This is a genomic window from Mariniflexile gromovii (genome assembly GCF_017814435.1).
Classification (GTDB): domain Bacteria; phylum Bacteroidota; class Bacteroidia; order Flavobacteriales; family Flavobacteriaceae; genus Mariniflexile; species Mariniflexile gromovii.
In genome coordinates this window covers 21,668-33,671 of record NZ_JAGJCB010000018.1, presented here as the reverse complement: position 1 = coordinate 33,671, position 12,004 = coordinate 21,668, and the positions used below count along the sequence as shown (strand labels likewise).

At 32.6% G+C, this 12,004-nt stretch carries 14 protein-coding genes; 11 read left to right on the top strand and 3 right to left on the bottom strand.

Annotation, left to right across the window (positions count from 1 at the left end):
• The first annotated feature begins 8 nt into the window (after positions 1-8).
• From J8H85_RS15240 to J8H85_RS15225, 4 genes are all read left to right on the top strand, one after another.
• Positions 9-500, top strand: a complete 492-nt coding sequence (locus J8H85_RS15240) for a GNAT family N-acetyltransferase (RefSeq protein ID WP_209656067.1) — start codon at positions 9-11, stop codon at positions 498-500.
• Positions 501-568: 68 nt separating this feature from the next.
• A complete protein-coding gene (gene prmC / locus J8H85_RS15235; RefSeq protein ID WP_209656066.1) occupies positions 569-1,429 on the top strand; it encodes a peptide chain release factor N(5)-glutamine methyltransferase in 861 nt (286 codons plus the stop codon).
• Positions 1,430-1,464: 35 nt separating this feature from the next.
• Positions 1,465-3,462, top strand: coding sequence for an NAD-dependent DNA ligase LigA (gene ligA, locus J8H85_RS15230; protein ID WP_209656065.1), 1,998 nt, complete (start codon positions 1,465-1,467; stop codon positions 3,460-3,462).
• Between the two features lie 87 nt (positions 3,463-3,549).
• Positions 3,550-4,269 carry a hypothetical protein gene (locus J8H85_RS15225; RefSeq protein ID WP_209656064.1) on the top strand — a complete coding sequence of 240 codons (720 nt, stop codon included), beginning with the start codon at positions 3,550-3,552 and terminating at the stop codon, positions 4,267-4,269.
• 236 nt (positions 4,270-4,505) lie between these two features.
• Here the strand turns inward: J8H85_RS15225 and J8H85_RS15220 are convergent, their stop codons facing one another.
• Positions 4,506-4,700: a hypothetical protein gene (locus J8H85_RS15220; protein ID WP_209656063.1), complete on the bottom strand. Its 195-nt coding sequence runs from the start codon at positions 4,698-4,700 to the stop codon at positions 4,506-4,508.
• A 34-nt stretch (positions 4,701-4,734) separates the two neighbouring features.
• Between J8H85_RS15220 and J8H85_RS15215 the strand changes: the two genes are divergently transcribed.
• The gene (locus tag J8H85_RS15215; protein WP_209656062.1) at positions 4,735-5,187 is read left to right on the top strand and encodes a hypothetical protein; all 453 of its coding nucleotides are present in this window, start codon (positions 4,735-4,737) and stop codon (positions 5,185-5,187) included.
• Here J8H85_RS15215 and J8H85_RS15210 read toward each other — a convergent pair.
• Positions 5,184-6,101: a bifunctional metallophosphatase/5'-nucleotidase gene (locus tag J8H85_RS15210; protein ID WP_209656061.1), complete on the bottom strand. Its 918-nt coding sequence runs from the start codon at positions 6,099-6,101 to the stop codon at positions 5,184-5,186. The genes J8H85_RS15215 and J8H85_RS15210 overlap by 4 nt on opposite strands.
• Positions 6,102-6,275: 174 nt before the next feature.
• Positions 6,276-7,034 (bottom strand): 5'-nucleotidase C-terminal domain-containing protein, encoded by a 759-nt coding sequence (locus tag J8H85_RS15205; protein ID WP_209656060.1) that lies wholly within the window; start codon positions 7,032-7,034, stop codon positions 6,276-6,278.
• Positions 7,035-7,092: 58 nt separating this feature from the next.
• On the opposite strand from J8H85_RS15205, the gene J8H85_RS15200 reads away from it, so the two are divergent.
• From J8H85_RS15200 to porD, 6 genes are all read left to right on the top strand, one after another.
• Positions 7,093-7,620 (top strand): DUF6913 domain-containing protein, encoded by a 528-nt coding sequence (locus tag J8H85_RS15200; protein WP_209656059.1) that lies wholly within the window; start codon positions 7,093-7,095, stop codon positions 7,618-7,620.
• Positions 7,613-8,491, top strand: coding sequence for a 4-hydroxy-tetrahydrodipicolinate synthase (gene dapA, locus J8H85_RS15195; protein ID WP_209656058.1), 879 nt, complete (start codon positions 7,613-7,615; stop codon positions 8,489-8,491). The genes J8H85_RS15200 and dapA overlap by 8 nt, the downstream gene beginning before the upstream one ends.
• Positions 8,492-8,716: 225 nt before the next feature.
• On the top strand, positions 8,717-9,544 hold the full coding sequence (locus J8H85_RS15190; protein ID WP_209656057.1) for an outer membrane protein assembly factor BamD: 828 nt from the start codon (positions 8,717-8,719) through the stop codon (positions 9,542-9,544).
• Between the two features lie 12 nt (positions 9,545-9,556).
• Entirely contained in the window at positions 9,557-9,883 is a 327-nt protein-coding gene (locus J8H85_RS15185; protein ID WP_132218790.1) for a DNA-directed RNA polymerase subunit omega, read from the top strand.
• Between the two features lie 11 nt (positions 9,884-9,894).
• Positions 9,895-11,106, top strand: a complete 1,212-nt coding sequence (coaBC, locus tag J8H85_RS15180) for a bifunctional phosphopantothenoylcysteine decarboxylase/phosphopantothenate--cysteine ligase CoaBC (protein WP_209656056.1) — start codon at positions 9,895-9,897, stop codon at positions 11,104-11,106.
• Positions 11,099-11,986, top strand: a complete 888-nt coding sequence (porD, locus tag J8H85_RS15175) for a type IX secretion system protein PorD (protein WP_209656055.1) — start codon at positions 11,099-11,101, stop codon at positions 11,984-11,986. Before coaBC ends, porD begins: the two co-directional genes overlap by 8 nt.
• The last annotated feature ends 18 nt before the right edge of the window (positions 11,987-12,004 follow it).

The following is a 12,004-nucleotide window of genomic DNA, read 5'->3' as shown; positions in this document are numbered from 1 at the left end:
CATTTTAAGTGAGTAAAGATACTATTGTTATTCGGAAAATAGCACCTAAAGATAACGCTCAAATAGAGCAAGTTATTAGAGCGTGTTTTCATGAATTTAAAATTCCTTTGGAAGGAACGGCGTATGCTGATGAAGAAACACCAAGAATGTACGAATCTTATCAAAACACCAATGATGCTTATTTTGTAATTGATGCCGATGGTGAAATTTTAGGTGGCGGTGGGGTAAAACCATTAAAGGATTTTGAAACTGATGTGTGCGAAATTCAAAAAATGTATTTTTCACCTAAAATACGAGGAAAAGGTTTTGGACGCGCCCTTTTTGAAAAATGTTTGGAAACTGCCAAAAATTTGGGATATAAAAAATGTTATTTGGAATCGGCACCACAGCTAAAAGCCGCTATTCATATCTACGAAAGTTACGGTTTTAAGCATTTGAAAAGCGCTTTAGGAAATACCGGGCATTACTCATGTGGTGTTTGGATGGTAAAAGATTTGTAATCAAATATTTTTATTAGATTACCGTAGGTGCTAGTATAGGTGAGCACTAATTATTTTAAAATATTATTTTGAATTTAAAAGACGTACAAAATACATTTCATTTAGAATTAGATGCTGTTTATGATAAAGAAGAAGTAGATAGCTTCTTTTTTATGCTTATTGAATCGTATTATAATGTGTCTAGATTGAAGTTGGCCATGGAGCCAAATTTATCGGTTGATGGTTATGAAGCTATTTTAAATGCTTTGAATTTATTAAAAGAAGAGCAGCCCATTCAATATATTTTAGGTGAAAGCGAATTTTACGGGTTGCCTTTTAAGGTAAATCAGTATACTTTAATACCAAGACCAGAAACGGAGGAATTGGTTGCGTGGATCATTTCAAAATTCAAAAATCAGAATTCGGAAATCAGAATTTTGGATGTAGGAACGGGTAGTGGTTGTATTGCTGTTTCATTGGCCAAAAACTTGCCAAACGCTAAAGTTTATGCTTTAGATGTGAGTAATGAAGCTATAAGGATGGCAAAAAAAAATGCTCAGTTGAATGATGTGACTGTTGAATTTATTGAAGCCGATATATTAAAACCTGAAACATGGGGTCCCGATTTTAGTAAAATGACATTTGATGTCATTGTTTCCAACCCGCCTTATGTAAGAGAGCAAGAAAAACAGTTGATGAAACCTAACGTTTTAAATAACGAACCACACTTGGCTTTGTTTGTAAATGATGAAAACCCACTGTTGTTTTATAAGGCCATTACGGAGTTTGCGGTTAAAAATTTAACTGAAAATGGCGAGTTGTTTTTTGAAATCAATGAATATCTTGGAAAGGAAATGATACAACTGTTGGTAAATAATAACTTCAAAAATATAGAATTGAAACAAGATATCTTCAAAAAAGATAGGATGATTAAAGGAGAAAACAATTAACAATAACCAAATACCAAATACCATCTATAAATACAATGGATATAGAGCAACAGATACAAAACCTTCGTGACGAGTTGAATGAGCACAACTATAACTATTATGTGCTTGATAATGCAACTATTTCAGATTACGATTTCGATATCAAATTAAAAGAGCTTCAGGAATTGGAAATGATGCATCCGGAATTTTTTGATGTCAATTCGCCAACGCAACGTGTGGGAGGAGAGGTTACTAAAAATTTCGAGACCATTCCGCATGAGTATCGTATGTATTCGTTGGACAATTCTTATTCCAAAGAAGATTTATTGGATTGGGAAACGCGCTTAAAAAAGCAAATAGATGGCGATATTCAATACACTTGCGAATTAAAATATGATGGTGCTTCCATAAGTTTAACTTATGAAAATGGTGTATTGGTTCGAGCACTAACACGAGGTGATGGTTTCCAGGGCGATAATGTAACGGCTAATGTGAAAACCATAAAATCTGTGCCTTTGCGATTAAAAGGAACTGATTATCCCCAGAAATTCGATATACGTGGTGAAATTGTTTTGCCTTTTGAAGGGTTTAACAAAATGAACGAAGAGCGTATTGAAATAGGCGAAGAACCTTATAGAAACCCAAGAAATACAGCATCAGGTAGTTTAAAATTGCAAGATAGTGCCGAAGTTGCCAAACGTCCGTTGGAATGTATGCTTTACAATCTTACAGGATTAAATTTGGGAATTAGCACACAGTTTGAAAGTTTAGAAAAAGCCAGACAATGGGGTTTTAAAGTGCCCATTGCAGCAAAAATCGCAAATTCCATTGATGAGGTTTTAGAGTTTATAGATTATTGGAACGTACATCGCCACGAGTTGCCTTACGAAACCGATGGTGTGGTTATAAAAGTAAACAGCTTGCAACAGCAAGAGGAGTTGGGGTACACCGCTAAAGCACCTCGTTGGGCTATGGCATATAAATTTAAAGCGGAACAGGTATCAACAAAATTAAATAGTATCACATATCAAGTTGGAAGAACTGGGGCTATTACCCCAGTTGCTAATTTAGAGCCTGTTGAATTGGCGGGCACGACTGTAAAAAGAGCATCGCTTCATAATGCTGACCAAATTGAAAAATTAGATATTCGAGTTGGTGATGAGGTGTATGTTGAAAAAGGAGGGGAGATTATTCCAAAAATTTTGGGTGTCGACTTAAGTCAGCGTCCTTTAAATTCCCAACCAACCGAATATATTACAACTTGCCCTGAATGTGAAACTGAATTGGTAAGGCAAGAAGGAGAAGCCCAGCATTATTGCCCTAATTATAATGGCTGCAAACCGCAAATAATTGGGCGTATTCAGCATTTTATATCCAGAAAAGCCATGGATATTGAAGGTTTGGGAGGGGAAACTGTAGCACTTTTGGTAAATGAGGGATTGATTTCCAATTATTCCGATTTGTATGAATTGACCAAAGAGCAGGTTATTCCGTTGGAACGTATGGCAGAAAAGAGTGCTGATAATTTAATTCAAGGCATCGAACAGTCTAAAAATATTCCTTTTGAACGTGTTTTGTATGCTTTGGGAATTCGTTATGTAGGAGAAACGGTCGCCAAAAAATTAGCTAAACATTACAAAAGTATTGATGCTATTGCGCAAGCATCAGAAGAGGAATTGGTTCATGTAGATGAAATAGGAATTAAAATAGCCGAAAGTGTGCAAGCATTCTTTTCTTCCGAAGAAAACAGACTCATCATTAACAGGTTGAAGGATTTTGGTGTGCAATTAGAGATTTCAGCAGAACAACTCAAAGGGCAAACTGATATTTTAAAAGGGCAAAGCATTGTAATATCTGGTGTATTTGAGTCGCTTTCTCGCGATGAACTAAAAAAACTCATAGAAGATAATGGTGGTAAAGTAAGTAGTTCTATATCATCAAAAACAAGTTTTATTGTTGCTGGAGATAATATGGGGCCAAGTAAAAGAAAAAAGGCAGAGGATTTAAGTATCTTACTTATAAATGAATGCGAATTCTTACAAAAAATAAAATAAACGTTGCGTTTTGTAGGTAAAATGTATTTTTTTGCCGTTTAAAAACATAATGTAGTTATATTTGTAATTCAACAATAAATTGTTATTATGAACAAGTCGAAAGTCTTGGTGATTTTAGCATTATTACTTTACATACTATCTGTCATATTTCAGCTTAGGAGTGAAGATATAATAGCAAACGCTCTCAAATCCATTATATTGCCCGTAGTTACTGTTTTGTATTTCGTTACCGTAAATAAAAAATCTTTGTTTTTTACGCTTTTTTTAGTGCTGTTTTCTCTTTCGGAATTAATGATTTTTATAGCACCTTATATTTCGCATGATTTTTATTATTATGTAGCAAACGGTTTGTATATACTTGCTTATGCTTTTTTAACTATAGAAGTTTTAAAATCTATTTCTTTAAGTTACTCACTAAAAAATTATACAATTCATATACTAATTTTAACAATTTTAAATATATATATCATTTATGTTTTACAAGGGATAATAGCCCCCTATGTGGTGGATGCCAATGAATATTATTTTGAATTAGCCTACAACATAATCATGCTAATACTTTTATCGGTTACATTAATAAATTATTTTTACAGAGATAATGTGAAGGCTTTGTACTTGTTTTTAGGGTCGTTATGCATTGTTTTTGGAGAGGTAATATGGGTGGCTTATACTTATATTACAGCAAGAAATTTTCTTCAAGTGATTTCTACGACTTTGTTTTTGTTCTCAGTTTATTTTTTCTATAAACAATCTAAAATCGAACCTGACCGTGTAAAGTGGGAAGAAGAGAAGATGTATCTTGATTAATTTCATACAATCACACCCGTTTTTAATTATTTTCTGTCAGATAAATAATTCAATAACCGATAAAACGCACAAAAAAAACACTAAACATCGATAAAAGGTATTATTTTAACGTTTAAAACGTTTTTATTTATATATTTGAGTCAACCTACTTGTCTTGAAATCATGAAAAATTGGCCCAAATTTACTTTTAGTACGATCTTTTTTTGTGCATTAATCCTATTAATAGCATTAAACGTTTATGGAGTTATCACAAATGATGCTCTCATAATGAAAACAGCTATGCCTCTTTTCATACCTGTATTATTAATTTTCTTCTTTGTTAGATTTTCATCTTTGGGATTTGTTTTTATCTCCTTTTTATTATTCTCTTTTTTGGGGGATATAAGCCCTATGTTTTTTAATGAAGATGTCATAATTGAAACGTCAAGCATACTTTATATAATAAGTTACTTGTATTTATTAATTATGGTGGTTCCCAAATTTAAACTTTCGGAAGTTACTATTTTAATTGGAGTCTATTTGTTGGTTGTGCTTTCAATAAACCTTTATTTCTTGAATATTATATATGGTATTTTAAGTGAAGTTGTATCAAATAGAACTGAAGTGATGCTGTATGGTATAAAAAGTATTTTCTTAATTGTTTTAATGTTAGTGTCTTTAGGGGTTTATTTAAACACACAAACAAAACAATCTACCTTATTTTTAACAGCCGTATTGTTTATTGGTTTATCTGTAACATTGAACTATTTAAAATTATATTATTTAAACGACTGGAGTTTAGAGCTATTGCATAGGGTATTGTATGCATTGGGACTATACATTATGTTTAAGTATATAATGAATACAGGTATTAAAGTAAAAAAGCCTAAACCATTACTATTAAAGGAAAGTTATAGGACTGATACAGTTTTATCTTAAACAATGATGGAAGTGCCGTTTGCAGATTTATCTTTGTTGGCATCAAAATAAAAATCTATTTTGCCTAAATTTATTCCATAGCATCCCACTTGGTTTACCAGCATGTTTTTGTTTTCAATATTTTTTATAACAGTCGGTTTTGGTAAAAAAGTATGTGTGTGCCCTCCAATAATTAAATCAATATCTTTTGTTAAAGCTGCCAGTTTTAAATCGCTTATTTTGTTAGGATTCGTTTTGTAATCATACCCTAAATGCGATAAGCATATTACCAAATCGCACTTTTCATTGGTTTTTAAAATGTGGGTCATCTCCTGAGCCATTTCAACAGGGTCTAAATACTTTGTTTCATTGTACATGGCAGGGTCTACCAAACCATCTAATTCAATACCTAACCCGAAAACACCAATTTTAATACCCTCTTTTATAAAGGTTTTGTATGGTTTTACGTGTGTATCCATGATGGTGTTTGAAAAATCATAATTTGAAGATATAAACTGAAATTCAGCATGTGGAAGTTGGGCATATAGCCCATCAATTCCGTTATCAAAATCATGATTGCCAATAGTGGCTGCATCATATTTTAATTTACTCATCAATTTAAATTCCAGTTCGCCTCCATAATAATTAAAGTAGGGGGTTCCTTGAAAAATATCGCCAGCATCCAATAAAAGGGTGTTTGGATTTTCATTTCTAATAGATTCAATTAACGCAGCTCTTCTTGCTACGCCTCCTTTATTGGCATTTCTACCATCATCAGGTCCAAAAGCATCAATATGGCTATGGACATCGTTGGTATGTAGAATGGTAATTTTTGTGGTTTTAGGTAATGTAGAAAACGATTGAAGTCCGAAACCTCCAATGGTTACCACTGCCGTTGTTGCCGATACTTGTTGTATAAAATCTCTACGCTTCATTTTTTTTGAGTTTCAGTGTTTCAGAGCTTCAAAGCTTCACAGTTTCAAAGATTCAAAGATTTCAAGTTTATCAGGGTTATTAAGTTCAGTTACTCTTATTTTGCTCATAACTCATAACTCATAACTCATAACTCATAACTCATAACTTTGCCTCTTTGTCACTTTGAAACTTTGCTACTTAATCATAATAAACCTATCGTCCATTATTGGGCTTATAGTGTCAACTTTTTTGAAATTATCAATTAAGGCATTTCGTATTTTGTAATCTAAAACATAAACTTCTTCATTTGGTTTAAAAAATGTCATGTCGTCACCTCCATTATACAAATAATCGTTTGTAGCAACATAATATGTTTTGTGAGGGTCTATTTCTTGGCCATTAATTAAAGCTTCAATCACATCAAAATTTTTATCAATTGAAAGTTTAAGTTTCGATATGGGGTGCGCTTTATATGCTTTACTTAGGTAGTTTACCAAACTATCTATCTGACTCCCTTTCATGGCTACCACTATAATACTGTTTTCAAAAGGCATTAATTCAAAAGCAGTCCTTGTAGTTATGTTTCCTTTATTGATTATAGAGCGGATGCCACCGTGGTTTAAAATAACCATGTCTATGTCTTTACCCGTTCTCTTTTTAAAAACAGGGTTTGCTTCATCAAAAACGGCATCGGCCATAAAATTTCCAATCGCTGTATTAAACTCCCCATCAGATTTTGTGTAAGTGCCAGCCGAAAACGCCAACACACTGTCCAGGTCTTTTTTAATATGTGTTCTGTATGGTTTTATAAAAGCTTCAATATCCTGATCAATGGCTAATGAATCTGTAATTTGAATTTGCTTCCCTTCAATTTTTGTTAGATATTCTTTAGGTTGCTTGCAGTTAAAAAGTACTAATATATATAACAAATAAATTAAATATGTAAACCTCATATTTTTAATAGATTTTTTGAGTGTACTTTTGTTACCTTTGCCCAAAGTATAAAGATAAATGATTTTAAAAGGTTTTAAAGAAAAATCTATTAAAAAACACATCAATAAATTGTTGTCTGAACGTTATGTAAATGTTTCAGGTAAGCAGGTTGAAAGTTTAGGGATTATCTTTAATTTAGATGAGTTAGATAATTTTGAACAGTTTAATACATTGGCATCTTGTTTAAAGGTTAAACCAAATAAGTTAAAGGTTATAGCGTTTTCTTCAAATAAAAAAGAAACACTTAAATCTTGGGATGTTTGTTTTAATCCAGATGATTTTGGATGGAAAGGCGCTATAAAAAATAGCGAATTGCAAACCTTTTTGGATACTAAATTCGATGTTTTAATTAGTTATTACGAAGCTGATATTACCGAGCTAAAATTGCTTACGGCCAAATCTAAGGCTGAATTTAAGGTAGGTTTATTGCAAACAGACGAACGGATTAACGATTTAATTGTTAAAACAAACCTAAAAGAATTTAACGTATTTAAAGATGAAGTTTTTAAATACCTAACTATATTAAAAAAAATTAAAAATGAATAGTAAGTTTCTAGGAACTGGAGTTGCATTGGTTACACCTTTTAAATCAGATTTAACGATAGATCATGATGCCTTAACAAGCATAGTGAATTTCAATATTGAGAATGGCGTAGAATATCTTGTGGTATGTGGTACTACAGGCGAAAGTGTTACCATTTCTAAGCAAGAAAAAAAGGAAGTTATTGAAACTATATCTAAAGCGAATATGGGGCGCGTGCCTATGGTTTTAGGGATTGGTGGAAATAATACAGCTCAGGTTATAGAAGAAATAAAATCTACAGATTTAAGTAATATCGATGCTATTTTATCGGTATCTCCATATTATAGTAAGCCAACTCAAGAAGGAATTTATCAGCATTTCAAAGCAATCTCTGAAGCGTCACCTATTGATATTATTCTATATAATGTTCCTGGACGTACTTCTAAAAATATGGAAGTTGAAACAACCTTAAGATTGGCCAACGATTTTAAAAATATTGTTGCCGTAAAAGAGGCAGGGAACAATGTTTCTCAATATTTGGAGTTAATTAAAAACAAGCCAGAAGATTTTTTAATAATTTCTGGAGATGACGATTTAGCTTTAGGTGTTGTATTGGCAGGAGGTGCCGGCGTCATTTCAGTAATAGGTCAAGGGTTTCCTAAAGAATTTTCAGAAATGATTCGTTTAGGGTTAAACGGAAAAGCAAAAGACGCTTATAAACTGCACTTCAGGTTAATGGATGTTATCGGCTATATTTTTGAAGAAAATAATCCTGCTGGTATTAAAGCGGTTTTTGAAGCATTAGGGTTGTGTAAAGACAGAGTAAGGTTGCCTTTGGTGCCAGCTTCAAATGCACTAAAAGAGAAAATCAAATTGTTTGTGGAAAAGTTTTAAGAGCTAAGTTAATTTCATATATCTGTTAAATATTACTTAATCCTTATGATTGCTGTATTTAAGCCATTATTTTAGCGGTAAAATAATATTTTTAAAATCCATATTAATAACTTAATTTTGCATCTTGTTTCAAAACTATGAAATCGCAATTACAATATTCTTTTGAATAGCATTAAAAATGTAGCGATTGCATATGACCTTTAAAAAGCAGATGTTAATTCTCATATGAATAGATTTCTTTACATATTAATAACTATCACACTTTTAAGCTCTTGTAGCGAATATCAAAAAGCATTAAAAAATGAAGATATTGCCACTAAGTTTAAAATGGGAGAAGACCTATATAACGAAGGTAAATTTTCTAAGGCCAATAAATTATTTGCGCAAATAGTACCTAGTTATAGAGGTAAGCCCCAAGCAGAAAAGCTTATGTATTTGTATTCAAATTCTTTTTATCAAATGAAAGATTTTTATACGGCAGGATATCAGTTTGAACGTTTTGCATCTAGTTACCCTAATAGTGAAAAACGGGAAGAAGCATCTTTTTTAAGTGCTAAGAGTTATTATATGCTATCTCCAGTTTACAGTAAGGACCAAAAAGAAACAAAATCGGCTATTGAGAAGCTACAAGAATTCATCAATTTGTTTCCAGAATCTGAGCATCTTTCAGAAGCTAACAAACTAGTTAAAGAATTAGATTTTAAGTTAGAGAAGAAAGCTTTTGAAATAGCCAAGCAATACAATACTATTTCCGATTATCCTGCATCTGTAAGGTCGTTTGATAATTTTATGTTCGATTTCCCAGGTTCTACATTGCGAGAAGAAGCTTTGTTTTTAAGATTTGATGCGGCGTATAAACTAGCCGTTAATAGTATTGAATACAAAAATACAGTTAATGGCCTTATTCCCTTAAAGAAAAACCGTTTGGAAAAAGCTAAAGAATACCACGATTCATTTAAAAAAGCATATGCTAATTCTAAACATAAAGAAGAAGTTGAAAAAATGGCGATTGAATTAAATGAACAATTAAAAAAATATAGCACTAAAAGTTAAATAACAAAGACAATGGATTTAAAGAAAACCAATGCACCTGTTAATACCATCACGTACGACAGAAACCAAATTGACGAACCAACAGAGAACATCTACGAGTCAATTTCAATCATAGCAAGACGTGCTGAACAGATTAACACAGAGATTAAAAAAGAACTTATCGATAAGTTAGAGGAATTTGCTACTTACAACGATAGTTTAGAAGAGATCTTTGAAAATAAAGAGCAAATAGAGGTTTCTAAATTTTACGAAAAATTACCAAAACCACATGCTTTAGCTGTTCAAGAATGGTTAACAGATAAAATATATTTTAGAAATACTGAGGAAGATAATCAGTAAACTTTTTTAAAATGTCAATATTAAGCGGCAAGAACATACTATTAGGAATTAGTGGTGGTATTGCCGCTTACAAAACAGCTTCTCTTGTAAGGTTGTTTGTAAAATTGGGTGCTAACGTAAAAGTCGTTATGACGCCTGCTTCTAAAGATTTTATTACACCTTTAACCTTATCAACACTTTCAAAACATCCAGTTTTTTCATCGTTTACCAATGAAGAAGATGATAACGCTGTGTGGAATAACCATGTAGATTTAGGTTTGTGGGCAGATTTTTTCGTTATAGCTCCAGCCACCGCAAATACCTTATCAAAAATGGCAAATGGCGTTTGCGATAATTTGTTGTTGGCAACCTATTTATCGGCTAAATGCCCCGTGTATTTTGCTCCAGCCATGGATTTGGATATGTACAAGCATGAAAGCACATTGCGCTCCTTTAAAATCTTAAAAACCTACGGAAATATTATGATTCCCGCTACCAATGGAGAACTTGCAAGTGGTTTGATAGGCGAGGGTAGAATGGCAGAACCTGAAGATATTGTAACTTTTATTGAAAACGATATTTTAGATAAACTTCCCTTAAAAGGAAAAAAAGTACTTATCACCGCAGGACCAACTTATGAAGCTATTGATCCTGTTCGGTTTATTGGCAATCATTCCAGTGGAAAAATGGGGTTTGAGATAGCAAAAGTATCGGCAAACTTGGGTGCTGAGGTCATTTTAATTACGGGACCAACGTACGAAAAAGTAGCTAACAGTCTTATAAATGTCATCCCAGTTGTTAGTGCAGATGCTATGTATAACGCGGTTCACCAGCATTTCAAAACAGTTGATGTTGCCATACTTTCAGCAGCAGTAGCAGATTACAAACCAAAAGAAGTCACTTCACAAAAAATAAAAAAGAAAGAAGCAACGTTAACTTTAGAGCTAGAAAAAACAAAAGATATTTTAGCGTCATTGGGTGTCATTAAAACCAATCAGTACTTAGTGGGGTTTGCATTAGAAACCAATAACGAACTGGAAAACGCAAAAGACAAATTAAAAAGAAAGAATTTAAATTTAATTGTTTTAAATTCGTTAAACGATGCAGGTGCTGGTTTTAAAAGTGAAACAAATAAAGTAACTTTTATTGATGCAGACGAAACCGTAACCGAGTTTCAGTTAAAATCGAAAGCAGAGGTTGCCAGCGATTTATTAAATAAAATCTTAGAACAAATTAATGCGTAACATACTTATAGTTTTAATATTCAGTTTAGGAGTTGTAGGTTTTTCACAAGAGTTAAACTGCGATGTGGTTGTAAATGCCCAACAAACTGGTAATGAAAATCTGCAAATTTTTAAAACTTTAGAAAAACAATTAAAAGAGTTTGTTAACAATACAAAATGGACAAAAAAAACCTTTGCTGCCCAAGAGCGTATAGATTGCAGCATGGTAGTGAATGTAGTGAATTACAGTGGTGAATTATTTCAAGCATCATTGCAAGTGCAATCGTCTAGACCTGTTTATGGTTCTTCATTTACTACTCCAATTTATAATTTCAACGATAAAGATTTTAATTTCACATATTTAGAATTTCAAAATTTAATTTTCAGTCCAACACAATTCGAATCTAATTTAGTATCTGTTTTGGCATTTCACATCCATATGATTTTAGGTTTAGATGCCGAATCTTTTTCTCCAAACGGCGGCGATCCGTATTTTCAACAAGCCCAAACCATTGTTAATTACTCACAACAAGGTAATTTTAAAGGTTGGAAATTGGCAGATGGCTTACAAAGCCGGTTTGCACTTATAGACAATATTTTGTCGCCAACCTATAAAGAATATAAGGATGTTATGTACACGTACCACCGTAAAGGTTTGGATGTTATGAGCAATAACACAAAAGAAGGTAAAGAGCAAATAGCGGCGTCTTTAAAACAATTTCAGGTTATGAACACGCGTAGACCAAATTCCTTTTTACTTCGAACTTTTTTTGATGCGAAGGCAGATGAAATAGAACAAATTTTTAGTGGCGGTCCTAACGTAAACATAGCCAGTGTAAAAGAAACGCTTCAAAAGGTAGCGCCCATGTACAATAGCAAATGGCAGAATATCAAGTTTTAAGCAAACCAACTTTTAACT